27 protein-coding genes are annotated in these 24,573 nt (G+C 64.0%); 13 read left to right on the top strand and 14 right to left on the bottom strand.

From position 1 onward, the window contains the following. Together YUA_RS46765 and YUA_RS0143115 are read right to left on the bottom strand one after the other, a co-directional pair. Window positions 1-182 (bottom strand): hypothetical protein (locus tag YUA_RS46765; RefSeq protein ID WP_035973203.1); only part of this gene is annotated, 182 nt, incomplete at its 3' end. A 278-nt stretch (window positions 183-460) separates the two neighbouring features. Continuing rightward, the gene (locus tag YUA_RS0143115; protein ID WP_027536205.1) at window positions 461-1,180 is read right to left on the bottom strand and encodes a hypothetical protein; all 720 of its coding nucleotides are present in this window, start codon (window positions 1,178-1,180) and stop codon (window positions 461-463) included. A gap of 223 nt (window positions 1,181-1,403) precedes the next feature. On the opposite strand from YUA_RS0143115, the gene YUA_RS0143110 reads away from it, so the two are divergent. The 5 genes from YUA_RS0143110 to YUA_RS0143090 all read left to right on the top strand — a co-directional run bounded on the left by YUA_RS0143110 (window position 1,404) and on the right by YUA_RS0143090 (window position 5,075). Beyond that, window positions 1,404-1,733: a hypothetical protein gene (locus tag YUA_RS0143110; RefSeq protein WP_027536204.1), complete on the top strand. Its 330-nt coding sequence runs from the start codon at window positions 1,404-1,406 to the stop codon at window positions 1,731-1,733. Window positions 1,734-1,820: 87 nt separating this feature from the next. Then, window positions 1,821-2,351 carry a gamma carbonic anhydrase family protein gene (locus YUA_RS0143105; RefSeq protein WP_027536203.1) on the top strand — a complete coding sequence of 177 codons (531 nt, stop codon included), beginning with the start codon at window positions 1,821-1,823 and terminating at the stop codon, window positions 2,349-2,351. Window positions 2,352-2,464: 113 nt separating this feature from the next. After that, a complete protein-coding gene (locus YUA_RS51460; protein WP_027536202.1) occupies window positions 2,465-4,162 on the top strand; it encodes a PAS-domain containing protein in 1,698 nt (565 codons plus the stop codon). A 117-nt stretch (window positions 4,163-4,279) separates the two neighbouring features. Beyond that, the gene (locus YUA_RS0143095; RefSeq protein WP_027536201.1) at window positions 4,280-4,588 is read left to right on the top strand and encodes a hypothetical protein; all 309 of its coding nucleotides are present in this window, start codon (window positions 4,280-4,282) and stop codon (window positions 4,586-4,588) included. A 103-nt stretch (window positions 4,589-4,691) separates the two neighbouring features. After that, window positions 4,692-5,075, top strand: coding sequence for a hypothetical protein (locus tag YUA_RS0143090; protein WP_027536200.1), 384 nt, complete (start codon window positions 4,692-4,694; stop codon window positions 5,073-5,075). A 228-nt stretch (window positions 5,076-5,303) separates the two neighbouring features. Here the strand turns inward: YUA_RS0143090 and YUA_RS0143085 are convergent, their stop codons facing one another. The 7 genes from YUA_RS0143085 to YUA_RS0143055 all read right to left on the bottom strand — a co-directional run bounded on the left by YUA_RS0143085 (window position 5,304) and on the right by YUA_RS0143055 (window position 11,287). Then, entirely contained in the window at window positions 5,304-5,789 is a 486-nt protein-coding gene (locus YUA_RS0143085; RefSeq protein ID WP_027536199.1) for a hypothetical protein, read from the bottom strand. A gap of 293 nt (window positions 5,790-6,082) precedes the next feature. Further along, window positions 6,083-6,274: a hypothetical protein gene (locus YUA_RS0143080; protein ID WP_027536198.1), complete on the bottom strand. Its 192-nt coding sequence runs from the start codon at window positions 6,272-6,274 to the stop codon at window positions 6,083-6,085. A 114-nt stretch (window positions 6,275-6,388) separates the two neighbouring features. Then, window positions 6,389-7,120: an aspartate/glutamate racemase family protein gene (locus YUA_RS0143075; RefSeq protein WP_027536197.1), complete on the bottom strand. Its 732-nt coding sequence runs from the start codon at window positions 7,118-7,120 to the stop codon at window positions 6,389-6,391. 5 nt (window positions 7,121-7,125) lie between these two features. Beyond that, on the bottom strand, window positions 7,126-8,004 hold the full coding sequence (locus YUA_RS0143070; protein ID WP_027536196.1) for an ABC transporter permease: 879 nt from the start codon (window positions 8,002-8,004) through the stop codon (window positions 7,126-7,128). A 3-nt stretch (window positions 8,005-8,007) separates the two neighbouring features. Continuing rightward, window positions 8,008-8,967: an ABC transporter permease gene (locus YUA_RS0143065; protein ID WP_027536195.1), complete on the bottom strand. Its 960-nt coding sequence runs from the start codon at window positions 8,965-8,967 to the stop codon at window positions 8,008-8,010. After that, window positions 8,967-10,256: a PotD/PotF family extracellular solute-binding protein gene (locus tag YUA_RS0143060; RefSeq protein WP_027536194.1), complete on the bottom strand. Its 1,290-nt coding sequence runs from the start codon at window positions 10,254-10,256 to the stop codon at window positions 8,967-8,969. The genes YUA_RS0143065 and YUA_RS0143060 overlap by 1 nt, the downstream gene beginning before the upstream one ends. Window positions 10,257-10,300: 44 nt before the next feature. Beyond that, a complete protein-coding gene (locus YUA_RS0143055) occupies window positions 10,301-11,287 on the bottom strand; it encodes an ABC transporter ATP-binding protein (RefSeq protein WP_027536193.1) in 987 nt (328 codons plus the stop codon). Window positions 11,288-11,556: 269 nt separating this feature from the next. On the opposite strand from YUA_RS0143055, the gene YUA_RS0143050 reads away from it, so the two are divergent. Together YUA_RS0143050 and YUA_RS0143045 are read left to right on the top strand one after the other, a co-directional pair. Continuing rightward, window positions 11,557-12,264: a GntR family transcriptional regulator gene (locus YUA_RS0143050; RefSeq protein ID WP_027536192.1), complete on the top strand. Its 708-nt coding sequence runs from the start codon at window positions 11,557-11,559 to the stop codon at window positions 12,262-12,264. A 312-nt stretch (window positions 12,265-12,576) separates the two neighbouring features. Then, on the top strand, window positions 12,577-13,917 hold the full coding sequence (locus tag YUA_RS0143045) for an amidohydrolase family protein (RefSeq protein ID WP_027536191.1): 1,341 nt from the start codon (window positions 12,577-12,579) through the stop codon (window positions 13,915-13,917). 157 nt (window positions 13,918-14,074) lie between these two features. On the opposite strand, the gene YUA_RS0143040 is transcribed toward YUA_RS0143045, so the two are convergent. The 3 genes from YUA_RS0143040 to YUA_RS0143030 form a co-directional block, all read right to left on the bottom strand. Next, a complete protein-coding gene (locus YUA_RS0143040) occupies window positions 14,075-14,701 on the bottom strand; it encodes a transglutaminase-like cysteine peptidase (protein ID WP_027536190.1) in 627 nt (208 codons plus the stop codon). Window positions 14,702-15,028: 327 nt separating this feature from the next. Next, complete coding sequence (locus YUA_RS0143035; protein WP_027536189.1) at window positions 15,029-15,640, bottom strand: PilZ domain-containing protein; 612 nt, start codon at window positions 15,638-15,640, stop codon at window positions 15,029-15,031. A 69-nt stretch (window positions 15,641-15,709) separates the two neighbouring features. After that, on the bottom strand, window positions 15,710-16,876 hold the full coding sequence (locus tag YUA_RS0143030; protein ID WP_027536188.1) for a CynX/NimT family MFS transporter: 1,167 nt from the start codon (window positions 16,874-16,876) through the stop codon (window positions 15,710-15,712). A 241-nt stretch (window positions 16,877-17,117) separates the two neighbouring features. Between YUA_RS0143030 and YUA_RS0143025 the strand changes: the two genes are divergently transcribed. The 5 genes from YUA_RS0143025 (at window position 17,118) to YUA_RS50805 (ending at window position 21,298) form a co-directional block, all read left to right on the top strand. Then, the gene (locus YUA_RS0143025) at window positions 17,118-18,269 is read left to right on the top strand and encodes a zinc-binding dehydrogenase (RefSeq protein ID WP_027536187.1); all 1,152 of its coding nucleotides are present in this window, start codon (window positions 17,118-17,120) and stop codon (window positions 18,267-18,269) included. Window positions 18,270-18,272: 3 nt separating this feature from the next. Next, on the top strand, window positions 18,273-18,494 hold the full coding sequence (locus tag YUA_RS49685; protein WP_051383664.1) for a hypothetical protein: 222 nt from the start codon (window positions 18,273-18,275) through the stop codon (window positions 18,492-18,494). Further along, on the top strand, window positions 18,469-20,220 hold the full coding sequence (locus tag YUA_RS0143020) for a serine hydrolase (protein WP_063627856.1): 1,752 nt from the start codon (window positions 18,469-18,471) through the stop codon (window positions 20,218-20,220). Before YUA_RS49685 ends, YUA_RS0143020 begins: the two co-directional genes overlap by 26 nt. A 36-nt stretch (window positions 20,221-20,256) precedes the next feature. Continuing rightward, window positions 20,257-20,676, top strand: coding sequence for a VOC family protein (locus YUA_RS50810; RefSeq protein WP_027536185.1), 420 nt, complete (start codon window positions 20,257-20,259; stop codon window positions 20,674-20,676). Window positions 20,677-20,785: 109 nt separating this feature from the next. Continuing rightward, a complete protein-coding gene (locus tag YUA_RS50805) occupies window positions 20,786-21,298 on the top strand; it encodes a hypothetical protein (protein ID WP_027536184.1) in 513 nt (170 codons plus the stop codon). A gap of 11 nt (window positions 21,299-21,309) precedes the next feature. On the opposite strand, the gene YUA_RS0143005 is transcribed toward YUA_RS50805, so the two are convergent. Further along, a complete protein-coding gene (locus YUA_RS0143005) occupies window positions 21,310-21,663 on the bottom strand; it encodes a cupin domain-containing protein (RefSeq protein WP_027536183.1) in 354 nt (117 codons plus the stop codon). Continuing rightward, a complete protein-coding gene (locus tag YUA_RS46750) occupies window positions 21,660-22,244 on the bottom strand; it encodes a hypothetical protein (protein WP_051383662.1) in 585 nt (194 codons plus the stop codon). The genes YUA_RS0143005 and YUA_RS46750 overlap by 4 nt, the downstream gene beginning before the upstream one ends. A gap of 306 nt (window positions 22,245-22,550) precedes the next feature. Here YUA_RS46750 and YUA_RS0142995 point away from each other — a divergent pair, with 306 nt between their 5' ends. Continuing rightward, window positions 22,551-24,557 (top strand): DEAD/DEAH box helicase, encoded by a 2,007-nt coding sequence (locus YUA_RS0142995; protein WP_035973199.1) that lies wholly within the window; start codon window positions 22,551-22,553, stop codon window positions 24,555-24,557. The last annotated feature ends 16 nt before the right edge of the window (window positions 24,558-24,573 follow it).

Here is a 24,573-nt window from a genome sequence, read left to right as displayed (position 1 = left end):
TTCCTGAACATGCCGCCGACCAGCGCGGCATCGTTCACGGGGTTCGCGAGTCTCGCCACGTTCTTGTAGGCCGAGTTGCCCATGACGAGCGCGACGCGCTTCTCGGCCAGCGCAGAGCCGGTCCCAAGCCAGGTTGTAAGCCAAGTCGCAAGAATCAACAAAACAAACAGCCGAAGCCGCATTCCAGCCCCCGAATGCAATCGCGTCAGATTATTCGCAGAATGGCCAAATGCAATCTACGATCAGTGATGCTTGTCACACATCCCTGCGCCATCCAGTCAATGGGGCGCCGAGCAGGGATGCGTGACCGCATCATTCAAATCAAATTGCCCACGATGCCCATTGTGCCCCTGTTTTGCCCGACGGGTCAAGCTCGTCTTCGAAAAAAACGAAGCCATGCCCCATGCCTGTCTACTGTGCATGGGGTTGTTTTCGACTTTTTGTCGCGCTGGCTCCGCGCTCAGCCCCGCGGCCCGCGCAGCTGCGTTGTCAGCTTCTCCATCGCGTCCGCGACGCCACGCCATTGCGACAGCCAGCTGCGCGGAAAGCGGAAGGTGAGGTCGGCACCGCCGACGCGGCGCTCCGACAGGCACATGCCGGGCGTGGCTGCGTCGCGCGTGCAGCGCGCACTGAGCGCGGGGCTCGTCGCGGAATAGAGATCCTCGCTGCCATAGGGCGTGTCGCTGCGGAACGTCAGCATCGTCAGCCCGTCTGCCGGTGTCGCCGCAGCCTGGTCGAAATAGCGCGGATAGATCGTCGCGGTTCGTTGCTCGGGCGACATCGCATCGTGGTGTGCGGCGATCGACAGGAAGATGCGATCGATCGGCTGCATCGCCGTGTCCACGGTATCAGCGGTCACATGTGTCGGCCCGCTAGGTGCTTCCAGCGAGGGATAGAGGAAATCGAGATCGATGCGCTCCTGCGGCCCGGAGTGCCGCTGGATCTTCATCCGGATCGCCGAGATCGGCAGGTTGAACAGTGTGCCGCCGACGCTGACGGGCAGCTTGTCCGGCGCGTCCGCGCCGCCGGTGCTCCAGGTCGGCCACAGCAGATAGGCGACCAGCGCGATCGCGCTCGCCGCGAACACGCCGGTGAGCGCGATCGGGACGAGATGTGACCGGGCGCGCGTCTTTGCGCTTGTCCTGGAGGAACGAGGGGAGGTTGCCGAAAACACCGTCATGACGTCGCGCAAATGACCCGGGAGGTCGGCCGCGGCCGACGAATCACCGGCGAATATGCCACGCGGCGGCGATTTCGCGGAAGGTTCCAAGCTACCAGGAACGGGAGAGGGCTCTGCGCGGGCCGGGCGGCACCGTTAACCTTCGCTTAAGGATAATGTAGCGTTAACCGGCACTATTTGTCACAGGAAGGCACCTCGCGTTGCGTATGGGCGGACCGTTCCGATGACACCTGAAGCTTTCAACACTCTCTTCTCGATCTGCATCGGTTTCGCGCTCGCGGGCGCGCTCGCAAATGGATACCAGGCGATGTCGCAGAGGCCCGCCGGTTTCGGGCTGTTGCAGGAGGGCGTAGCCCCGCGCACATTCGCTGCGGTGCCGTTCCTCGTGTTCGCGGCGCCCTTCATCATCATGCGCAACACGCTGCGCGGCATGCGGCTGGAAAGCCGCCGCTTCGAGTTCGTGATGATGGCGACCGTCATCGCCGGCTTCTGGAGCATGATGAGCGGCACCTTCTTCCTGATGACGCTGCGCGCGACCGGCGTGCTGGGCTGACGCTTTGCAGGGCTGCCCGCTGCGGCAGCCCTTTGCCTCTGCGCCGTCGTTTCGCTATGGCTGAGGTTGAAGCGACAGGAGACCTCCATGGCGATCTACGAGCTCGACGGGCAGGCGCCCGATCTTCCCTCTGACGGCAACTACTTCATCGCGGAGACCGCGACCGTGATCGGCCGCGTGCGCCTGAAGCCGGGCGCGAGCGTCTGGTTCGGCGCGGTGCTGCGCGGCGACAATGAGTGGATCGAGATCGGCGAGGGCGCCAACGTGCAGGACGGCTCGACCTGCCACACCGACCTCGGCTTTCCCATGGTCATCGGCAAGAACTGCACCGTCGGCCACAACGTCATCCTGCACGGCTGCACCATCGAGGAAGGCGCGCTGATCGGCATGGGCTCGATCGTGATGAATGGGGCGAAGATCGGCCGCAACAGCATCGTCGGCGCCGGCTCCGTCATCACCGAGGGCAAGGAGTTTCCCGAGCGCTCGCTGATCATCGGCTCGCCCGCGCGCGTCATTCGCACCCTCGACGACGCCCAGGTGCAGAAGATGGGAAGTGCTGCAAGGTTCTACGTCGCCAACGGTCCGCGCTTCAAGAAGGGCCTGAAGCGGATCGGCTGACGGTCCCGCCAGGCTCGCGCTTCCGGACCGTAAAAATACCGCCCGGAACTTTAAGACTCCGCTAGCGCAACTGGCCCTATGGTCGATTGTTTTCAACCAGGGGGAGCGGCGCGATGGACGCTGCGGCGCTGGGATCCAGGTTCGAAGCCGGCTCCCGATTTTTGAAGAAGTTCGTTCGCCTCGCGCGCGGCGCCGACACGCTCAGCGTTGCGGAGAAGGTCTACAGCATCGCCGGCTTTCTCGCGATCGTCACCACCTTTCTGCTCGTGATGTCGGTCCAGACGGTCCGGTTGCAGACGACCTACCGCCACATGCACACCACCTCGGCAGAGGCCGCGATCAATGTCGGACGCATCAACGCGTTGATCTACGCCATCGTGATGGAATCGCGCGGCATCTACATGTCCGGCGATCGTGGCGCGATGAAGCAATTCGCCGACGGGCTGGCGCGCCGCAACCGCGAGCTCGCTGACGCCGTGAAGGGCATGGAGCGGACCGCCGGCGACGACGATGCCGATCAATTGGCGAGCTTCCGACAGCGCATCGCGCAGTTCATCGAATTCCGCCAGGAGCTGGTGCGGCGCGGGCTCGAGATCGGTTCGGCCGCAGCGCGCGAATGGGGCGACAACGATGCCAACCGAACGCTGCGCAACAAGCTCAATGTCGACCTCGAGACGCTCGAACGGATCTACCGGCAGCGGGCCGGCGAAGCCGATGACCTCGCGAGCGAGAATCGCTACGCAGCCGCCTATCTGTTCATGCTCGGGCTCGCCGCGCTCTTTCTCGCCGGCCTCAATGTCGTCGTGATGCGGATCTCGGTGGTCGGGGCGCTGGCCGAGATCGCGCAGGCGACCGACCGGATCGCGGGAGGGGACGTCGAGAGCGAGGTGCCGCATCTCAACCGTTACGACGAGATCGGGCATCTGGCGCGCGCCGTGCAGCGCTTCCGCGACGCGGTGGCGCGCATTTTCGAGCTGGAGGAGCTCGAGCTCGGCACAGCGCAGGCGCGCGACGCCGCAAGGAGAGAGCGCGACAAGTTCAATGACAAGTACCAGGCCAAGAAGTGGCAGCTCTCGGCAGCGATCAACAGCATGCCGCAGGGCCTGATCATGCTCGACGGCAAGGCGGCCGTGGTCGTCGCCATGAACACCAATTACCGGCGGATCTACAATCTGCCCGAAACCATCCAGGCGGGATCGACGCTCGAGGAAATCCTCCAGCACAGGGTCAGGAGCGGATTGTTCAGCGGCGACGTCGCAAAATATGTCGCGGCCGTTCGCCAGCGCATCGCCAAGCGCGAGCCGACGGCCTATGAGATCAGCCTGAACGACGGCCGCATCATCAAGATCTACGAGCGTCCGATGGACGGCGGCGGCTGGGTGTCGGTCCAGGAGGACGTCACCGAACAGCGTCAGCGCGAGCGCATCCTCGAGCGGATGGAGCGTTTCCTCGCCACCATCATCGAGAACGTGGCCGAAGGCATCATCGCCAAGGACGCGCGCAATCTGCGCTACGTCTTCGTCAACAAGGCTGCCGAGAAGATGATCGGGATGTCGCGCGGCGAGATCATCGGCAAGACCGCGCGGGAATTGTTCTCGGCGGAGGCGGCCGCATTGATCGAGCAACGCGACCAGCAGCTGCTTGCGCAGACGCAGCAGCTCGAACCGATCGTCGACACCATCGACAATCCGACGCGCGGCCGCCGCGTGATCTCGGCCCGCCGGATTCAGATCGGCGGCGCCGGCGAAGAATCCCACATGTTCGTGACCATGGTCGAGGACCGGACCGAGAAGATGGTGGCAGCTGCGTAGCGCCACGCGATCAGTTTGGGCATGGTCGTGGCTGCCCCCTGTTTCAAGCTGATGTGACGGGATTGGTTCCGGAACCTGTTTTTGCCGCAGCCGTTGGTAAGGCAGGGAGAATCTCCGATGACCAGATCGTCCGCAAGCGCTTCCATCAAGACGCTGATCGTGATCTTCGCTCTCGCTGCGACACCCGCGATCTCGTTCGCGCAAACCACCGGCGGGTCGACCGGATCGACTGGCGGCGTGGCCAACGCACCAGCGCCGCCGCCCGGCACCAACAGCTTGGGCACGGCGCAATCTTCCGGCGCGAACACGGCGCCCGGGGTGACCACGGGCGCCGCTTCCCGATCGAACGCCGACGCCGATGCAACGGTGAACACCGAGAACCGGCAGCTCGACAAGAAGATGAAGAGCATCTGCCGTGGCTGCTGACGCTCGCGTGGAAGTGAGCCTGTCCGCCTATCATCCGTGATCGAGTGACGTTAGCTTCGCCTTTCTTTGGAGTGTGGAGCGTTTCCACGCGGAGGATAAGTTGATGTTACGCAAGACGATCATGGCCGCACTGGCCATCGCGAGCCTGTTGGCTCCGCAAGCGGCCGAGGCAGGCGGCGGCCACATGGGTGGCGGTGGCCATTTCGGTGGTGGCGGTTGGGGCCATGGCGGTGGTGGCTGGGGTCACGGCGGCTGGGGCCACGGCTGGCACGGCGGCGGCTTCTGGCCCGGCGTTGCAATCGGCGCCGGCATCGCGGGTGCCGGCTATTACGGCGCCTACGGTTACGGCTACCCGTCCTACGGCGACCCCTATTATGACGGCGCCGGTTATGATGATGGCGGCTATGGCGCGCAGTGCTACATCGTGCGGAAGCGGGTCATGACGCAATGGGGCTGGCGCGTCCGTCGTGCTCAGGTCTGTGAATAGAGGCTGCGACTAGCGTGGGGTGCCTGGCCGAGGCACCCAAACACCGAGGCAGTAAAAAACAAGGCCGTTGACGCAGTATACCGTCAACGACCTTGCCAGCCCCGGATATTAAAATCGGCTCACGCCATCCGGTATGGGCGAGCATCGCCCGGAATCATACGGACGAATGTGATCCATTTCACAAGTGGTGAAAATAAAAGGCGACGGCGCGGGATCTAATCAGCCGCGTCAGCGTTTGCGCGCGCTGGCGTGGACGCGGTGACGCACTGGTTTCCTTTGGGTAACCGAGAGCGTATCCGCCTCGGTGGAGCGGACGCTGGCGAAGGACTGCCGCAGACCGTCGATGGATTCGTTCAAATTGGCGACCTGCTCCGACAGGCGCTTGGTGTCGGCCTGCTGCGAGGCCAGGAGCCGCTTCATGGTCAAAAGCTGGTCCTGCACGACCTGGAGCTGGTCGATCGATTCCTGCTGGGTTGCTTCCAACCCCTTGGTCTTCTCGACGAGCTGCTCTGAGGCCTGCGCCGTGCGCGCCTGAAGCTGCCGCGAGGCGACCACGCGGTCGGTCTCTGGCGCAGCGCCGGTATAGGCGCGCCAGATCGCGATCGAGGTGACGCCGGCGATCAGCAGCAGCAGCGCTGCAGCCGTCAGCGCGATCGGCTGGGCACCGAGACGGAGGAGCGGATTGGACGGTGTGTCCTCTGCAAGATCGATCATCGCTGACAAAACCCAAATTGAACTTGGTGAGTGGCGAAGAGCGGCAGCACAAGAACGCAGAACAAGGCGGCCGGGGGGACCCGAAAGTGTTACAGTTCAGCAATAAATGGGACGAAAAGGTGGCCGCCGTTGCAAAAAGCGCAGTTGATCCAAGGCGACGGCTCTGGCGGGCCAGGCGGCACGCCCAAAAGAAATCCCGCCCAGGCCGAATTCGGGATGAGCGGGCAGTAGCAGTATCAGAGTACGCTCAGCAGCCCATCGTGCTGCGAAGGCCCGGCGGGGAGAAGAGGCCGTTACGGGCGCGCGGCCTTCAACGAAGGCTGGATCGTCATGCGATAGGCAATGAAGGCGCTGCCGTCGAACGTCTCCAAAACCTCGTCGCAGGCCGGACAGCGATACTCGCCTGTGTTGGCCGGCGGCGTGGCAAGCTCAAGGCGCCGAAAACCGGCCCCGCACGCTGAGCAGGTGACATCGTTCTTTTTCATACAAACCCCGTAAAACTACTACCGCCGCCTCTTAGCACAGGTTCGGGCGAAGCCGGGGACGCTTATGACAAATACATAAAAATTGATCGTGCTATCAGCGCGTGGACCGCACGCTTACGGCTGAAACGGAGCGAATGGACCGGCATAGGTCTTCGACCGCGGCGCTGCGTAGGGGCCGAGCCGGGACGTCGTTAAGCCAAGCCGCACCAGTCCCTCGGCCAGTGTCACCGCAGCCGCGACGCCGTCGACAACCGGCAGGCCGTGGGTGGCGGAGAGCTCGGCTGCAAGATCGGCCATGCCGGCGCACCCCAGCACGATGGCCTCGGCGCGGTCGTCGCGGATCGCGGCCGTGATCTCCGCCGAGATCTTTCCAATGGCGTCCGCGTTGCGCTCCTCGAGCGCAAGCACGAGGACCTCGGCGGCACGCACCCGGGCACAGCGCTCGGCGAGGCCGTATTTCTTCAGATTATGTTCGATCGGCACGATGGAGACACCGAGCGTCGTCACCACCGCAAAGCGCGCCGCGATCAGGCTCGCAACATGGAAGCCGGCTTCGCCGATACCGATCACCGGTGCGTTGGCCACGGCACGCGCAGCGTCGAGGCCGGTGTCGTCGAAGCAGGCGATGAGATGCGCGTCCGCGCCGTCGCGGTCGGCCTCGCGGATGCAGCCGAGCATGCCGGGGACGGCGAAGGCCTCGTCGTAAAATCCCTCGATCGAGACCGGCCCCATGTCGGGCTGGCGTGCATCGATCACGGTGTCGGGCAATGCAATCGCGCGCGCCGCCGCGGCGATCTTCGCCGTCATCGCGGCTGTGGTGTTGGGGTTGACGACGTGCAGTCGCATCGCGATTAGACAAGCCCTTTGCCGGCGTCCGAACCCTTGGCCGCCTGCCGCTTGTTGAGCATGTGAATGGTGCCGAGCGCAAGCGTGATCACGGCGAAGGACACCGCGGAGATGATGGTGCCGAGCGCGTAGATGTCCGGGTTCGTCACCGTCGTGGTGAGGCCCTGGAGGTCGAGCGGCAATGTATTCACCGCGCCGATCGCCTGGCTGGAGCGCGCCAGCTCGTCCCAGGACAGCGTGAAGCCGAACAGGCCGATGCCGATCACCGAGGGCAGGATGATCGGCAGCACGACATGGCGGAAGGCCTGCCACGGTGTCGCACCGAGATCGCGCGCGGCTTCCTCGAGCCGGGGATCGAAGCGGTTGAAGATCGCAAACATGATCAGCAGTCCGAACGGCAGCGTCCAGGTCAGATGTGCGCCGAGCCCGGAGGTGAGTAGGCCCATCGAGGTCTCGAAATTCTCGTTCCAGTGTGCCTTGATCAGATCGTCGATGATGCGGAATTCGAGCGAGATCCCGAGCGAGGTGATGATCGAGGGCACGATGAGGCTCGCGATCGCCGAGTAGAACAGAATGCTTTGCGCTTTGAACTTCCGGCGGAAGGCCATGCCGGCGGCGACCGACAGCACGACGGTGACCGCCATCACGATGACGCCGAGCAGAAGGGAGCGGCGGAAGGCCGCGCCGAGATCGACGATGCCGGTGCCCTGGAACAGCTTTGTCAGCCAGTAGGTCGACACGCCGTTCATCGGGAAGGTGAGGCCGCCTTGTGGCCCCTGGAACGACAGCACATAGATCGCGATCATCGGGCCGTAGAGAAACAGCACATAGGCCGCGAAGAAGATCGAGAGCACGTAGAACGAGCGCGGGCGTCCTTCCTTCATCGCCTACAGCTCCTTCTTGATGTCGACGATGCGCGACATCATGGTGATGATCAGGAACGTGATGACGAGCAGGATCACGGCATTGGCGGCGGCGGCCGGGAATTGCAGCGCGTTCACCCGCGTCTCGATGATCTTGCCGGCCGCCGCGATCTGCTGGCCGCCCATCACGCCGATGGTGATGAAATCGCCCATCACGATGGTGATGACGAAGATCGAGCCGATCACGATGCCGGGTTTGGCAAGTGGAATGATGACGTTGACCAGCGTCTGGAAGCCGGTGGCGCCGGCGTCATAGGCGGCCTCGATCAGCGACTTGTCGATGCGGATCATCGAATTGAAGATCGGCACCACCATGAAGAAGGTGAAGAGGTGCACCAGCGCCAGCACCACGGAGAATTCGGAGAACAGCAGCCATTCGACAGGCTGGCTGATCAGGCCTGTCTTCATCAGCCCGGAATTCACCAGGCCATTGCGCCCGAGCAGCGGGATCCAGGCGATCATGCGGATGACGTTGGAGGTCCAGAACGGGATCGTGCAGAGCAGCGACAGTCCCGTCTGCCAGGTCTTGGACTTGACGTGGAAGGCAAGGAAATAGGCGACCCAGAAGCCGATGAAGAGCGTGATGGCCCAGACCAGGAAGCACAGCTTCAGCGTCTTCAGATAGGTCTTGGCGATGGTGCAGAGATCGGGGAGCTGCGCGATGCAGCCTTCGAACGTGTCGGTGTAGCCGCGGCCCGAGAAGGCCGGCAGCAATTGATATTCGTTGTAGTCCCAGAACGAGACGATGACGACGAAGACGAGCGGGATCAGGAAGAAGGCGAGAAACACCAGCATCATCGGGCCGGCCTGAAGCCAGGAGATGAAGGAGGGCGACAGGCGCGTCGGCTTTGCGGCGCGCGCTGTGCCCGACCCCGGGATCAATCCCGGGGATGCCTGTTGCAGGATGTCTTCCGACGTATCCATCACGCGGCGATGAACTCGTTCCACTTGCGGACCATGTAGTCGTTCTCGTCCATCACGGCGTTCCAGCAGGCGACGCCGCCCATGCGGTCCTCGTAGGAGCCGCCGTCACGCACGGCGCCGGTCTTCTCCAGCAGCGAGCCGTCGGGCGCCTTGATGTCCTTCTCGGCCGGCTTGCCTTCCATCCAGTAAGCCCACTCGTAGGGCTCCATGTTGGCTTTCGCAGTCGAGAGCACGGCCGAGTAATAGCCCTGGCGGTTGAGGTACGCGCCGGCATAGCCGGACAGGAACCAGTTCACGAACTCATAGGCCCAGTCGAGCTTCGGACCCGAGACGCCCTTGGAGACGCAGAAGCCCGAGGCCCAGGAGCGGTAGCCTTCCTTCAGCGGCTGGAAGGTGCAGGCGATGCCCATCGAGCGCACCTTTGTCACCGCCGGCGACCACATCGACTGAATGACCGTCTCACCTGAAGCCATCAGGTTGACGCTCTCGTTAAAGTCCTTCCAGAACGCGCGGAACTGGCCGGCCTTCTTGGCCTCGGTCATCACCTTCATGGTGAGATCGATCTCTTCCTTGGTCATGTTGCCCTTGTCGGCATATTTGTACTTGCCGGTGGCTTCCACGACCATCGCGGCATCCATGATGCCGATCGAGGGGATGTTGAGGATCGAGGCCTTGCCCTTGAATTCGGGGTTGAGCAGTTCGGCCCAGGAGCTGATCGGGCGCTTGATGATATCAGGGCGGATGCCGAGCGTGTCCGCGTTGTAGACGGTCGGGATCAACGTGACGAACTCGGTTGCCGACGTCGCAAATTTCTTGGAGTCCTTGCCTTCGAGATAGAGCACCTTCCAGGGGGCGGTGCCCTGGCCGCCGATCTTCTTGCCGCCGGGCGTCTCGCCTTTGGTGAAGACGGGCGTGATGTTGTCGAACTCTTTGATCTTCTTGGCGTCGAGGGCAAGGATGTTGCCCGACGGCACGATCTTCTTCAGCGAGAAATATTCGGTGTCCAGCACGTCGAAGGAATTCGGCTGGGTCATCACGCGCTTGGTGACGTCGTCGGTGGTCGCGGTGATGTACTCGATCTTGATGCCGGTGTCTTTCAGGCACTGCTTGGAGATGTCGTCGCCCTCGTTCACGGCGGTGCCGAGATAGCGCAGCACCTTCGGCTCGGCCGACATCACGTAGGGGAAGCCGGTGATGGCGCCGGAGCCGGCGGCGAGGCCCGCGAGACCCGCGGTGCTCTTGAGTAGCGTGCGGCGGCTGACGCCGGTCTTTTTGGTGGTCTCGGTCATTCCAGTCACTCCTCTGTGTTGCGCATTTTCTAGAGATGATGGCGCTATTGCAGACGTTGCGCCTTGGTGGGATCCCATGTGGCCAGCACGCGATCGCCCGGACGGAACGGGTGCACGTCGAAGGCGGCTTCCGGAACGTGGGAGAACAGGGCGGTGCCGTCGTCGAGCGTGAGCGAGACGGCGACATACGAGCCCTGGTACTCGGTCTGGGTCAGCAGCGCCGGCGCGCCGAATGCGCCGTCAGCGACCGGCTTGATGCCGAGCTGATCGGCGCGCACGGCGATGAGCTTGCCGGCGTCGCTGAGGACGTTGTGGCCGCCGATGAAGCGCGCCACGAATTCGGTGCGGGGGTGGTGGAAGATGTCGCGGGCCGTGCCCTGCTGCTCGATCCTGCCCTGATTCATCACCACGATGTGGTCGGCAAGCGCCATCGCCTCTTCCTGGCCGTGGGTGACCTGGATGAAGCTGATGCCGAGCTCGCGCTGCAGCCGCTTGAGTTCGCCGCGCATCCTCACCCGCAGGAACGGATCGAGTGCGGACAGCGGCTCGTCGAGCAGCAGGATCTGCGGCTCGGTGATCAGGGCGCGGGCGAGCGCGACGCGCTGCTGCTGGCCGCCGGAGAGTTGGGCCGGCAGACGGCCGGCGTAAGGGCTCATCGCCACCAGCTCCAAAAGTTCGCCGGCCCGCTTATGCCGCGTCGCACGATCGACGCCGCGCATTTTCAGGGCAAACGCAACATTGTCGAGCACGCTCAGATGCGGAAACAGTGCGTAGGACTGAAACATCATCGCTGTGCCGCGCTTGGCGGGCTCGAGGTCGGTGACGTTCTGCGCGCCCAGGATGATGTCGCCCTCGCTGACAGCCTCGTGGCCCGCGACCATGCGCAACGTCGAGGTTTTCCCGCATCCGGACGGGCCGAGCAGGCAGCAATAGGTGCCGGCCGGGATCTTGAGATTGACGCTGTCGACCGCCAGCGTCGTGTCGTAGCGCTTGGTGACGGCGACCAGTTCGAGAGCGGCAGGAGTGGCCATGCTATGTCCGAAGGAGGGGCGGTACTCCGCGTCTCTCCGCAAGGTCCGTGCCAACCGCCCTTGGCCGGCCGAATCTTAGAACTGTGCAGTGGAGTCAAATCGTTAGATCGAATCCAGCGGAGCTGTGCGGCCCGCCGCGTGGTCGGTAGTATGCACACAAAATGGGCGTAGATTGTATAAAGTTTCGCCTGTGATTGGATACAGCTCGTCGACTACCATTCGAGAGCGAACGTCGTCGACCGAGCCCTCAAACCCAGCCCCTCGAACTAATGGCCGCCAAAACCCGCCCGAAATCCGATACGCCCGACGTGAGCGATCGCGTCAGCCGGATCAGGGAGGGCGTGACCGCGGCAATCCTCGAGCATCGCCTGCTGCCGGGCACCAAGCTCGGCGAGGACGAGATCGGCGAGATCTATGGCGCGAGCCGCACGCTGGTCCGCACCGCGCTGCAGCAGCTCGCGCATGAGGGCATCGTCAACATCGAGAAGAACCGCGGCGCCTTCGTCGCGCGTCCGACGCCGGCGGACGCCCGCGAAGTGTTCGAGGCGCGCCGCCTGATCGAGCCCACCATCGTCGATCACGCTGTCGACGCTGTCTCGCCGCCCTGGATCAATCGCCTTCAGCAGCATCTCACTGAAGAGCGCGAGGCCGAGCTGCGCGGCGATGCGCGCGCCTCGGTCCGGCTCTCGGGCGAATTCCACCGGCTCATCGCGGAGATGAGCGGCCACAGCATCTATCTCGGCTTCCTCAAGGAGCTGATCGCGCGCTCCTCGCTCATCATCCTGCTCTACCGCCGTCACGACACGCCGGCCTGCGGTACCGATCATCACGCCGAGATCGTCACCGCGATCCGCAAGCGCGACAAGCAGGCCGCGCGTGCGCAGATGCTGTCGCATCTGAACGAGATCGAGGCCGAGCTGTTTCTGAAGGATCCCGCCGCCGACGAACTGCGGCTCGCTGACGTGTTGGGCGCTTAAGCGAGCCGCACGGGCTTCTAGGGCAGCGAGCCGAAATTTCACGCCAACGTTTGCGGGGATGCGGCTCCGTCGGACTCGTATGAATTGCAGAATCTCCCTTGAGTTGCAAATTGACTTCCCTTGATCAAGGGCATCAACTGCCGTAGTGCGGTGAGTTCTGGAGCGGCGCTCGCAGGAGCCGAAGCCGCTCCGCGCAGTAATGCAATGGCGTTGCGTTCGGCCGTCGATGAGCGGAAGCCGATGCTCGGTGCCAAGCTCGCCGGCGCCTTGCAGGTGTTCCGCGGCGCGGACGCGCGAGCGTGGAGAACAGACATGTGGGGTTTGAGGACACCGGCCGGGCTCGCGGTGCTGCTTGCAGTGCTTCTCTCCAGTGCGTCGCCAGCGCCGGCCCAGCAGGATGCTGCCGTTCTGTTCCGCAACGTCAAAATCTTCGATGGAAAGAATGGAACGCTCTCAGCCGCGTCCAATGTCCTCGTCAGGGATGGAAAGATCGAGAAGATTTCGACCGCGGATATCGCAGCCACCGGCCAGGTGATCGACGGCGGTGGCCGCGTGCTGATGCCGGGGCTGATCGATGCGCATTGGCACGCGATGCTGGTGCGCCCGACGCCGATGGCCGCGCTCGCGGGCGATATCGGCTACAACAATCTGCTCGCCGCCAGCGAGGCAACGGCGACGCTGATGCGCGGTTTCACCACCATACGCGACATGGGTGGGCCGAGCTTCGGTCTCAAGCAGGCCATCGACGAAGATCTCGTCGCCGGTCCGCGCATCTATCCCTCTGGCGCCATCATCACCATCACCAGCGGTCATGGCGACTTCCGCCAGCTCTCTGATCTGCCGCGATCCATCGGCGGCATGCTCAGCCGCATGGAGCGGATCGGCGGCAGCATGGTCGCCGACAGCCCCGACGAAGTGCGCGTGCGCGCGCGCGAACAGCTGATGCAGGGTGCCTCCCAGGTCAAGCTCACCGCGGGCGGCGGCGTGGCCTCGCCGTTCAGTCCGCTCGACGTCTCCACCTTCACCGAGCCCGAGCTGCGTGCCGCCGTCGAAGCCGCAGACAATTGGGGCACCTACGTCGCCACACACGCCTATACGCCGGTTGCGATCCAGCGCTCGATTGCAGCCGGCGTCAGGTGCATCGAACATGGTCACCTCATGGATGAGGCGAGCGCAAGGCTGATGGCGGAGAAGGGGATCTGGCTGAGCACGCAGCCGTTCCTGGATATGTCCGCTGCCGCCGCGCTCGGGCCTTCGGAGCAGGACAAGATGCGGCAGGTCGTTGCCGGCACCGACCGCGTTTATGCGCTGGCAAAGAAGTATCACCTCAAGACCGCGTTCGGCACCGACGTCCTGTTCTCGCAGGCGCTGGCGGAAAAGCAGGGTTCGATGCTGGCCGCGCTGACGCGCTGGTACACGTCGGCCGAAGCGCTGGCCATGGCGACCTCGACCAACGCGGAACTGCTGAGCCTGTCGGGCCCGCGCAATCCCTATCCCGGCAAGCTCGGCGTGGTCGAAGAGGGTGCGCTCGCCGATCTCCTGCTGGTCGATGGCAATCCGCTCGACAACATCACGCTGGTCGAAGATCCCGCGAAGAATTTTGTCGTGATCATGAAGGGCGGCAAGGTCTACAAGAACCTCCTGCCGCACTGACGAAGGCGGATGTTGGTTGCACCTCGCGAAGCTGCCTCACGTCATCTCCCAAAAAGAGTTGCGGCCAGCCATTGGGGGATGGCTGGCCGCGCGCGAACCGGTCTGGGACGGGGAGGGGTGGGGATGTGACCGGGTCGCGTAACTCGTTTGTTTGTCTCTACTGGTCTCTTGCGCTGGCGGTGGAGACCGCCGGCTTGGTGTCGCCGAGCGAGACCCAGACGTTGGGATCGGCCTGCGACTGACGCTTGACGAAGCGGTAGCCGGTCTCCGTCCAGGCAACGACGCTCTCGTTCTGATTGTCGAGAACGAACTCGCCCTTGTCGGTCTTCACCGTCAGCACCGCGTGTCCTTCGCCCTTCTTGTCGCGCACGACGGTGATGAGCAGGGCCTCGCGCGGCCAACCGGCATCGATCAGCATCTTGCGCTTCAACAGCACGTAGTCTTCACAGTCGCCGTAACCGTCGGTCGGCAGCGACCACTTCTCGATCACGCCCCAGTGGTCCTGGTCGGTCAAAGGCTTGATCGTCTCGTTGACCCAGCGATTGACCTTGGTCAGGTCGCGCCACGCGGTCTGCGACATCACGATGTCGCGCGGCTGCGTCGGCCCGCCCTGACACTGAGCGGTATTCTCTGCACAAAACTCGACCCAGCCGATCGGCGCACGCGCGGTGTCGCCGAGGCTCGCGTAGAGCAGACGGCTTTCACCGGCCTGCGCTGTCGCGCTGATCCCGAAGAGCATGGCAGCAAGCGCCAGTGCCTTCCCCTGTCCCCTGAAGTCCAACATTGCGGCCCCCGTTTCTTGTTGGGACCACATTTCGCACGGAGCATTTGAGTTGCCGCTAAGTCAGCCAAGTCAAGTCGAGACGAATACAAGTAAAAGACGCGGCGAATTCGATCTATACTTGAAGAAAATTCGAGTAAATTTTGAGAATACTGCAATTGATTCAAATTGTAGGGATTAACGCGGAAACGCTGGCGGAAGGGCTGTTTCAGTGCGCGAACAGGCCGCGCGTTAACCCGCGTGGGGCGGCAGCCAGACGCGAAAAAGGCGGCGTCCGCGCGGAAGCCGCCTTTGAGGCCTAGAAAACAGGGGTTTTAGCGCGCTTTCGCTTTACCGCGCGGTAACGCTCTCTTCGAGTGTCTCGATCGGCTGCGAATGCAAGAACTCCAGCGCGAAGCCGTCTTCGAGGTTCCGGACCACGCGGCCCTGGACCCGGCCGAGCAGAACGGTCGATTTCAGCGGCGGACGGTTCTCCGCCGCGATGGCGGCGCCGGACAGCGAGAGGTCGATGATGCGGCAGGTCATCTTGGTGCCGTCCTCAAGCGTCAGCACAGCGATCGGGTTGCGCGGCACGATACGGTCGTGGCGGCGGTCCTCCGGCAGGTTGAGGATGTCGCGGTTGGCGAGCCAGGTCAGCTGGGCGGCGAGCTTGTCGCGCTTGCGCGGCGTCGCCCCGACCGTCATGGCAAAACCGTTGTCGATGATCCGGGTGATCTTGCCCTCGACGCGGCCGATATGGTCGAGATAGGCGACCACGCGGTCGCCGACATTGCCGATGCCCGGCGCCAGCAGTGCCAGCCCGCCGGGCGACATGTTGATCACCTGGCAGGGGAATTCACGGCGATCCGGCAGCATGTAACGGCCGAGCAGGTGCACCTTCACCCGCTGGAAACGCCGACGTTCCTCGGCGGCCGGAAGAAATTTTTTATTCGCCAACGCCATTTTCACTACCCGACCCCCCGCCCGGGCGGAGTCCGGCACGACCCTAAGGTGCACAGGGTTAATGCCGCGTTATGATTTGGCGCGTCGATTACGGACAGACACAATGCGCTCGAAAAGCCACATCAGGGGCGGGCAGGCCAGCACCGTCAGCGCGCCGAGGTCGAGCGCGACGGCCGCCGTGCCTGCCGATTTGGCGAGCCGCCCGGCCACCGCCGGTCCCAGCATCATCGCGGCATAAAAGAGGGTGTAGAACACGCCCATGCCGATCGCCCTGGTCTCCGGGGCGAGCACGCGGGCGGCCAGGCTCATGATCGGGCCGGCCGGATGGCCGCCGATCAGGCCGATCAGGACGAGGATCGTGATCACGGCATCCGACCGGGTCAGCCAGGCCAGCAGGGCGGCTACTACAAGGCTGGCCGCGATCGCCAGTATAAAGGGCCGCTTGAAGCGATCGGCGAGATAGCCGCCGGCCGGCACCGAAACGACAGAGAGCCACATCACGACGCTGATGGCCGAGCCGGCTGCGGCAATGCTCCAGCCGCGCTCGGCGAGCAAAGAGGGGCCGAACGAGAAGATCATGGCGAAGCCGACATTATAGAGGCCCCAGATTAGCCCAGCGACGATCACCGCGAGCAGCGCGAGCGGATCGAGCCGAGCTGAGCCGGCTTTGCCGACTGTTGCGCCCGGCGGCGGCTGATAGAACATGATCAGCGCAACGCCGATCGCGCTCAGCGCACCCGTTGCGGCGAACACGGCGCCGGCGCCATGGGCGGTGCCGATCGCCGGCAGCACCAGCAGCGAGATCGCAACGCCGGCCGGCCAGGAGTTGACGAAGATCGCCATCGCGGTTGCTATCTCCTGACCGGCAAACCAGTCGGTGCCCATCTTGGTGAGCTGCACCGTCAGCAGCACGCCGCCGGCGCCGGAGACGAGCCGGCCTGCCAGCTGCAGGCCCCAGATGTCGGTGGTCGCCATCACCAGGCTGCCCGCCGTCATCAGCAGCAGCGCTGCGATCGTCGTCGGCTTGTCGCCAAGGGTCCGCCCGATCGCGCCGCCCGGCAGCGCCAGCACGACGCCCGGGGTGAAATAAAGCCCGATCAGGATGCCGATATCGGCAAGCCCGACGCCGAATGTGTTTTCAAGCAGCGGCGCGACCGCGGCCACGCTCTGGAACTGGAACGCGATGGCGAGGCGAACGACGAACAGGATCGCAAGAATAGCCCAGCGATTGCGCAATGCCTCAACTCCCCAGCCGTTGCGAAGAGCGTGCGGTGGCAATGCTCCGGAGTCAACCGGCTGCGCCGGACCGCTTTCGTCCTCAGGCATGAGCGCAGCAACATCCGGGTTTTTCTCTTCCGGCATGTGTTGCGCTCAAGCGGGTTACGAGACTCGCGCTTGGCACGACTGCGCATCTCACATACGCTTTGGCCACGCCCGCACCCAACAATCAATACAGACGAGCGGCGAGGAAACAGCCATGGAACAGATCCGCGTCTGTACCCACGCAGGACCGGGCAGCGAGCCCGTGATCAAAACCGTGCCGTGGCCGAAGGTCGGCCGCAAGGGGGCTCTGATCAAGATCGGTGCGTGCGGCGTCTGCGGCACCGATTTGCATATCCTGAAGGGACATTGGCCGAAACCGCTGCCCTGGCCGTTCACACTCGGGCACGAGCTTGGCGGAATCATCGTCGAATGCGGCGACGAGTTCACCGAAGACTTCATGAGCAAGCCGCTGAAGGTCGGATCGAAGGTGATGATCCCGCCGCTGATGCCGTGCGGGCACTGCTATTACTGCATCCATTATCCGCAGACCGCCAACAAGTGCCTGACGCCGGTCTATTACGGCCGCTATCTCGGCTTCGACAAGGCGCCGCACCTATGGGGCGGCTGGGCCGAATATGTCTATGTCGATCTCGACATGCTGCCGGGCACCAAGATCTACAAGCTGCCCGACGACATGTCGCTGCGCCTCGGCGCGCTGTCGGAGCCGCTGACCTCCTGCATCCGCGCCTTCAACCGTGCGACCCGCGCCGGCGGCTTCACCTGGGCCGACACCGTGGTGATCCAGGGCTCGGGCCCGATCGGTATTCTGGCGGTCGCGGCGGCAAAAGAGATGGGGGCAGGGCGTGTGATCTGCGTCGGTGCGCCGGAACAGCCGCGGCTCAAGCTCGCGCGCGAGTTCGGCGCGGAAGCGACCGTGAACATCGAGGAGATCACATCGCCGCAGGAGCGCATCGCGCACGTCCGCGAGATCGTGGGCCACTTTGGCGCCGATCTGGTGATGGATTGCTCGGGCCATCCGACCGCGGGCCCCGAAGGCATCGAGATGCTGCGCGACGGCGGCACCTATGTGGAGATGGGCCAGTTCACCGACGCCGGCTCGATCGAGACCTCCTGGCACCGTATCTGCACAAAAGACCTCAACGTGCTGGGATCCTGGGGCTTCACGGGTAATGATCTCCCGCTCGGCGTCGACATGCTCTACCGCACCCGCGACAGATATCCCTGGCTGAAGATGCAGACGATCTATCCGTTCACGGAAGAAGGCGTCGCGCAGGCGGTGAAGGATGCCATGGCGATGAAGACGGTGAAGTCGACCATCGTGCCGTGGCCGGAGCTGGTGGGCTAGGCGATGCCGTCCATCCTCCACGATCTCGCGGCATTTTTGGTCGAAGCCAAGCGGCGCACCTATGCGGGTCTCGATGACGACGCGACCGTGGCCACGCCGCTGCTCGCCGGCTCAAAACAGCCCGCGAAAATCCTCGCTGCAGCTTTCCATTTCACGTTGATGTTGCTAGCGTGTGCACTTGGAGGGCCGCGCATTTGTCATGAACAGTTCATCCGAGATTCCTGATACCCCGCTCGCATCTCTTGTCCCGGACATCGACCGGCTCGCCGCGGATGCCATGGCCGTCTGGAAGGTGCCGGGCGCCGCTCTCGCCGTCGTGCAGGACGGCAAGGTCGCGCTCACGCGTGCCTATGGCCAGCGCGACATCGAGGCCGATCTCCCGGTCACGCCGCGCACGCAATTCGTGATCTGCTCGATCACGAAGTCGTTCACCGCGACCGCGGTCGCATTGCTGCATAACGAAGGGTTGCTCGACTGGACCAAACCGGTCCGCGACTATCTGCCGGAGTTTCGCCTGTCGGACGCGGTCGCGACCGAACGCGTCACCATTCGCGACCTGCTCAGTCATCAGTCGGGGTTGCCGCGGCACGATTGGATCCATCTGCCCGGCGATCTTGCGCCGGCCGAGATGCTGCCGCTGATGCGGCACCTCGAACTCAGCCGCGACATCCGCACCACCTGGCAATACAGCAATCTCTGCTACAACGCCGCCGGTCTCCTGATCGAGCGCGTAAGCGGCCAGAGCTTTGAAACCTTCGTCCGCGAGCGCCTGACAAACCGGCTCGGTATGACGGTCAACTTCTCGCTCGACGAGCACGAAGCCGGGCCGGAGCCCGCGCGTCCCTACATGATGGACGTCGACACGCGATTGCCGGCACTGCGGCTGCCGATCCGCACCACGGCCGCAGGCGCCATCAACACGTCGGTCGCCGATCTCGCCAACTGGATGCGCCTGCATCTCGGCAAGGGCGAATTCGAGGGTGAGCGCCTGCTGCCGGCGGCGCTGGTGGAGCAACTGCACACGCCGCTGGCGCACGTCGGCAAGTCGGAGTTTCCCGAATTCGGCCACGGACACTATGCGCTGGGTTTTCAATCGAACACCTACCGCGGCGAGCGCCTGATGTGGCACGGCGGTGGCTGGACCGGCTGGGGCTCGCTCATGACGCTGGTGCCGGAGGCCGGCATCGGCGTCGCCGTCCTGACCAATCGCAGCTCGAGTGAGATACCGACAATTCTGACGTGGTACATTATCGACCGGCTGCGCGGCCGGGAGCCGGTCGACTGGCTCTCTCGCTTCCGCAAGATGCGCGACGACGTCATAGCCCATATCCCGGCCGACAAGGAGGCGCGCGAGAAGGCGCGTCACAAGGACACCAGGCCGGCGCATGTGTTGTCGGCCTATGCGGCCGACTATGCCCATCCTGCCTATGGCGTCATCTCGATCCGCGAGCGGGAGGGCGCGCTGCACTGGTCATGGCGCGGCATGGGCGCGCCGCTGTCGCACTGGCATTTCGAGACGTTCGTCACGCCGGAGATCATCGACCAGCTCCATCCGGATAACATCCCAATCACCTTCCAGACCGATCGCGAGGGCAACATTGTGCACTTGTCGGTGCCGCTGGAGCCGACAGTGAAGGATATCGTGTTTGAGCGTCGCGCCGCCGGCGATTGCGTCGATCCCGTATTCCGCGCGCGCTGCGTCGGGCAGTTCAGGAGCGGCGCCATCACCCATCGCGTGACCCTGGACAGCGAAGGCAGGCTCATTCTGAAGCCGGACTTCCAGCCGGCCTATCGCCTCGAGCCACAGCAGGGCCGCCGGTTTCGCATCGTCGAGCTGGAAGGGTTTGCGGTCGAGTTTCGGGGAGAGGGCGATGAGATCGGCCAGATCGTCTTCCACCAGCCCAACGGCACATTCATCGCCGATCGCATGGAGCAGAACGGCGCGGAGTGACGGATGCGCCTGCCAGTTGAGGTGAGGGAAACGTCGATGACGCAGCCATCGAACCAATCTGCGCCCCGCTCGCCCTTCAGCGCCATCCGTGCGATCGACTACACCGTCATCTTCGTGCGCGACATGGCCGCGATGCGGCGCTTCTACGAGGACGTGCTCGCCTTACCCCTGCTGCGCGAGCTGTCGCCGAACTGGATCGAGTACGGCCTCGGCAGCAACACGCTGGCGCTGGCGCGACCGAGCCGGACCGCGACCGATGCGCCGACGCCGGCGGGCAGCGCCTCACTGCAACTGGCCTTCAAGGTCTCGGCAACCGAGGTCGATGCCTGCGCCGACGAACTCGCGCGTCAGGGCGTGGCGCTGTTGTCGCCACCGACGAACCAGCCGTTTGGGCATCGCACGTTGTTCTTCCGGGATCCCGACGGCAATCTTCTGGAGATATATGCCGAGATCTGAGGCAGGCCGGGGCAAGTGCCCAAAAAGTTCCACAGGGAATCCGCGAGTTATTCACGTCGGGGTGAAACTTAGGCCCCAGTTCCGGCTTTCAGTTCACGGGAGAGTCATCGTGAAGCGAATTCTGAAACCCATCACCTACGTCCTGGCCGCCATCTACTTCCTGGTGGATGCGCTGTTCATGGCCGTGGCGATGCCAATCTCCCGCTGGCTGGCGCGGCATTTTGAATTCAAGCGGCTGCGGACCTGGATCAAATCGCTGCCGCCTTATCCGTCGCTTGCGCTGTTTTCCGTGCCCGTGATCATTCTGGAACCGATCAAGCCGTTGGCCGCGTACCTCGTCGCAACCGGTCAGTTCCTGAGCGGTATGACGGCATTTGTCGGCTGCGAGCTGCTCAAGCTGGTGCTGGTCGAGCGCCTGTTCCATCTCACGCGTGACAAGCTGATGCGGATTCCAGCGTTCGCGTGGGGCTACGGGAAGTTCACCGCGATGAGGGCATGGCTGCAGGCCACCGAGGCCTGGCGTGCCATCCGCGCCCTGAGCCAAGCCGCGAAGGACTTTGTCGTGCGGGCCAGAGCGAGGCTGGCCGGCGGCTTCAGCAGGCTCGTGACATCAAGGGATTAGAGCCGCGACTTCTATGCCAGCTTGCGCGCTGCGGCCGTGGCCTTGTCGCCGGTGTTCGGCGTGCCGCTCGGCTCGATCAGCATGAGATGAACCTCCTCGCGGGCCACCGGGCGATGCTCGACGCCTTGGGGCACGACGTACAGCTCGCCCGGCCCGAGCGTCACAATGCGGTCCCGCAATTCGATGTCCAGCTGGCCTTTCAGCACGAGAAAGAAATCATCGGTGTCGTCGTGCTTGTGCCAGGTGAACTCTCCCTTCACCTTCACCACCATCACATCGCAATCGTTGAAGGTCGCGATCGTGCGCGGTGACCAGTGGTCGTGGAAGGTCGATAGCTTGTCGGCCAGCGATATGCTGTCGGTCATGTGTCATCCTTGTCGCGTTGATCCGGTCGAGAAGCGATTTGGGATCGAGCGCCGGGCCTGACAAGGGTTTGACTGCGACTGATCCCGCTGTCCTTCGCCACCGTAGCGCCCACAACCTTCGTGCCCTCCAGCTCCCGCACGATGCGTTCATCCGGTCCGACGATGCCGAGATCGAATTCGTGCTCCGGCGTGATCAGGATCATGCGCTGGCCGACGATCACGACGACCGTCATGTCGCTGCGCTCGCCTTCCTTGGCCCAGGCGCGGATGTCGGCGGCGTAGGGCTCCCTGCGCCAGGCATTGGGAGAGCCCGGGTCGCAGCGGATTTCGAGGCCGTCCTCGGACGTGGTCACGACCAGCTTGGAGCGGCTCGGCTTCCAGCGCTCGTCGAGGAGATCGTTGGCGAGCCAGAGGCAGCTGAAGCTTTCGCATTCGGCAGGCCGGTCGGCATAGATCGCGCAACCGCGGCCGGGCTTGCAAAGGGAGCACCAGCTGCCCGCCGGCTTGGCGAGCGCCTCGATCGCCATCACCTTGCAGCAAAGCGTGCAGTCGCCACACTGACGTCCGCCCAACGAGGTCATACATGCATCCTTGGCACGCCTGATCGCGCACAATTTAGGCGAGATGACCGCAAAAGTCCGCCGTTTCGACCGAAAAGGCGCTCTGGAGGCGTCAATGCGAACCAAAAAGCGCTGGTGGAGGCCCCACGACCTTGTTCACCCCGTCTAAAATGCCATGCATCAAAAGCATGGTGATTTGGCCGCACCTGGCGTAAAGAGCGTCCAAATCAAATCATCACGCGTGTGACAGGGCCTTCTGCCGCGACTACAGCGTCAGGCCCTTCGGTTCGCCATTCCGCGCCTGAACCAACCAAGGTTTTCCATCCCGTGTCTTTTCCGGCCCTGACCCCGCCGCTCGCCCGTGCCTTGGCTGAGCGCAATTACGATTCACCGACGCCCGTTCAGCTCGCCGTCCTCGGCGCGGATGCCGTCGACCGCGACCTCCTGGTGTCGGCCCAGACCGGCTCGGGCAAGACCGTCGCTTACGGACTGGCGATGGCCAAGGACCTGCTTGAGGATGCCGAGCGGTTTGAGCAGGCCGGCGCGCCGCTGGCTTTGATCGTCGCGCCGACCCGCGAGCTCGCCCTGCAGGTCCAGCGCGAGCTGACATGGCTCTATGAGCACGCGCGGGCACGCGTCGTCTCCTGCGTCGGCGGCATGGATCCGCGCCGCGAGCAGCGCGAGCTTGCCGCGGGTGCCCATATCGTCGTCGGCACACCCGGCCGCTTGTGCGATCATCTGCGGCGCGGCCGCCTCGACATCTCGGAATTGAAGGTCGTCGTCCTCGACGAGGCCGACGAGATGCTCAATCTCGGATTTCGCGAGGACATGGAGTTCATCCTCAAGACCACGCCGGAGACGCGACGTACCTTATTGTTCTCGGCGACATTTCCGCGTGGCATCGTGGCGCTGGCCAAGCAGTATCAGCAGGGCGCGTTTCGGATCGAGGTTGCGGGCGACGAGGGCGGTCACGCCGACATCGAGTATCGCGCCATCCGGGTTGCTCCCGGTGATGTCGAGCATGCGGTCGTCAACGTGCTGCGCTTCTACGAGTCGCCGAGCGCGCTGGTGTTCTGCAACACGCGCGATGCGGTCAGGCATTTGCAGGCGGCGCTGCTGGAGCGCGGTTTCTCCGTGGTCGCTCTCTCAGGTGAATTGACGCAGAACGAGCGTACCCTGGCGCTCCAGTCGCTCCGGGACGGGCGCGCCCGCATTTGCGTCGCGACCGACGTTGCCGCCCGCGGCATCGATTTGCCGAGCCTCGACCTCGTGATTCATGCAGACCTGCCGAACGACCCTGAGGTCATGCAGCATCGCTCGGGCCGCACCGGGCGCGCGGGCCGCAAGGGTGTCAGCGTCCTGCTGGTGCCGCCCGTCCGACGGCGGCGTGCGGAGGTATTGCTAAATTTGTCCGGCATCGAGGCGAACTGGGGCACGGCGCCGCAGGCGGATGAGATCCGCAAACTCGATCATGAGCGCATGAAGGACGTGTTGTTCACCGAGGAGACGACCGCCGACGATCTGGAGCTGGCGAAGGCCTTATTGGCCGAGCGGTCGGCCGAGGACATCGCCGCAGCGCTCGCGCGGCTCTATCGCGCGCGACTGCCGTCGCCTGAAGACATCCTCGATCCCGGCGAGGCGCGTGGCCGCCCGCGTGACGATCGCGGCCGCGACGATCGGACATCGCGCAGCGATCGGACGCCGCGCGGCGATGACCGCTCCGAGAGGCCTCGACCCAAATCGGGGAAATCGTCGCCGAAGCATGGCATGACAGAGGCCACCGTATGGTTCCGGGCCAACATCGGACGAAGAAAGAACGCGGAAGCGCGCTGGCTCCTGCCGATGATTTGCCGTCGTGGCGGCATCGACAAGGGCGACATCGGCGCTATCAAGATCATGGACACCACGACCGAGTTCGAAATTTCCGAGCGGGTTGCGGAATCCTTCGCGGCCAAGATCAAGCGTCCGGATAAGGAAGACAATATCCGCCTCGAGCCGATGACGGGTGCGCCGCAAGCGCAGGTGCCGGCGGAGAAGCGCTCACGCGCTCCGCAGCGCAATGAAGGTGACGGCGATCATGTTGTCCGCGACGATCCCTGGAAGGGGCCGAAGCAGCACGACAGGTCGCGGGGAAAGCCTGACGCCAAGCACCAAGGCAAGCCGCACGCCAAGCCTCATGTTGGGCCTCACGACGACGGCAAATTCGGCAAGCCGGCGTTTGGGAAGAAAGACAAGAAATTCGGAAACAAGTCCAGTGACGCCAAATATGCGCCGTCGGTCACCGAATGGCCGGGCGCCTCCGGCAAGAAGGGTAAGAAGAAGCACCGCAGCTGAACTGCGGCGCGGCAGG

This window comes from Bradyrhizobium sp. WSM3983 (assembly GCF_000473045.1).
Lineage (GTDB): Bacteria > Pseudomonadota > Alphaproteobacteria > Rhizobiales > Xanthobacteraceae > Bradyrhizobium.
Note: the sequence above shows the minus strand (reverse complement) of the source record. Positions and strands in the feature narration are given on the sequence as shown.

What these genes read in the sequence shown, in the direction of transcription:
- YUA_RS49685 (WP_051383664.1), top strand. Translation starts at nt 18,273, where the DNA reads ATGCCGTCCATCCTCCACGATCTCGCGGCATTTTTGGTCGAAGCCAAG.
- YUA_RS0143110 (WP_027536204.1), top strand. Translation starts at nt 1,404, where the DNA reads ATGACACCTGAAGCTTTCAACACTCTCTTCTCGATCTGCATCGGTTTC.
- YUA_RS50810 (WP_027536185.1), top strand. Translation starts at nt 20,257, where the DNA reads ATGACGCAGCCATCGAACCAATCTGCGCCCCGCTCGCCCTTCAGCGCC.
- YUA_RS0143070 (WP_027536196.1), bottom strand. Translation starts at nt 8,004, where the DNA reads ATGAAGGAAGGACGCCCGCGCTCGTTCTACGTGCTCTCGATCTTCTTC.
- YUA_RS0143050 (WP_027536192.1), top strand. Translation starts at nt 11,557, where the DNA reads ATGGCCGCCAAAACCCGCCCGAAATCCGATACGCCCGACGTGAGCGAT.
- YUA_RS0143005 (WP_027536183.1), bottom strand. Translation starts at nt 21,663, where the DNA reads ATGACCGACAGCATATCGCTGGCCGACAAGCTATCGACCTTCCACGAC.
- YUA_RS0143105 (WP_027536203.1), top strand. Translation starts at nt 1,821, where the DNA reads ATGGCGATCTACGAGCTCGACGGGCAGGCGCCCGATCTTCCCTCTGAC.
- YUA_RS0143065 (WP_027536195.1), bottom strand. Translation starts at nt 8,967, where the DNA reads ATGGATACGTCGGAAGACATCCTGCAACAGGCATCCCCGGGATTGATC.
- YUA_RS0143040 (WP_027536190.1), bottom strand. Translation starts at nt 14,701, where the DNA reads ATGTTGGACTTCAGGGGACAGGGGAAGGCACTGGCGCTTGCTGCCATG.
- YUA_RS0143080 (WP_027536198.1), bottom strand. Translation starts at nt 6,274, where the DNA reads ATGAAAAAGAACGATGTCACCTGCTCAGCGTGCGGGGCCGGTTTTCGG.
- YUA_RS0143055 (WP_027536193.1), bottom strand. Translation starts at nt 11,287, where the DNA reads ATGGCCACTCCTGCCGCTCTCGAACTGGTCGCCGTCACCAAGCGCTAC.
- YUA_RS0143045 (WP_027536191.1), top strand. Translation starts at nt 12,577, where the DNA reads ATGTGGGGTTTGAGGACACCGGCCGGGCTCGCGGTGCTGCTTGCAGTG.
- YUA_RS0143060 (WP_027536194.1), bottom strand. Translation starts at nt 10,256, where the DNA reads ATGACCGAGACCACCAAAAAGACCGGCGTCAGCCGCCGCACGCTACTC.
- YUA_RS0143035 (WP_027536189.1), bottom strand. Translation starts at nt 15,640, where the DNA reads ATGGCGTTGGCGAATAAAAAATTTCTTCCGGCCGCCGAGGAACGTCGG.
- YUA_RS46750 (WP_051383662.1), bottom strand. Translation starts at nt 22,244, where the DNA reads ATGACCTCGTTGGGCGGACGTCAGTGTGGCGACTGCACGCTTTGCTGC.
- YUA_RS0143075 (WP_027536197.1), bottom strand. Translation starts at nt 7,120, where the DNA reads ATGCGACTGCACGTCGTCAACCCCAACACCACAGCCGCGATGACGGCG.
- YUA_RS0143085 (WP_027536199.1), bottom strand. Translation starts at nt 5,789, where the DNA reads ATGATCGATCTTGCAGAGGACACACCGTCCAATCCGCTCCTCCGTCTC.
- YUA_RS0143090 (WP_027536200.1), top strand. Translation starts at nt 4,692, where the DNA reads ATGTTACGCAAGACGATCATGGCCGCACTGGCCATCGCGAGCCTGTTG.
- YUA_RS0143095 (WP_027536201.1), top strand. Translation starts at nt 4,280, where the DNA reads ATGACCAGATCGTCCGCAAGCGCTTCCATCAAGACGCTGATCGTGATC.
- YUA_RS0143025 (WP_027536187.1), top strand. Translation starts at nt 17,118, where the DNA reads ATGGAACAGATCCGCGTCTGTACCCACGCAGGACCGGGCAGCGAGCCC.
- YUA_RS51460 (WP_027536202.1), top strand. Translation starts at nt 2,465, where the DNA reads ATGGACGCTGCGGCGCTGGGATCCAGGTTCGAAGCCGGCTCCCGATTT.
- YUA_RS0143020 (WP_063627856.1), top strand. Translation starts at nt 18,469, where the DNA reads ATGAACAGTTCATCCGAGATTCCTGATACCCCGCTCGCATCTCTTGTC.
- YUA_RS0143115 (WP_027536205.1), bottom strand. Translation starts at nt 1,180, where the DNA reads ATGACGGTGTTTTCGGCAACCTCCCCTCGTTCCTCCAGGACAAGCGCA.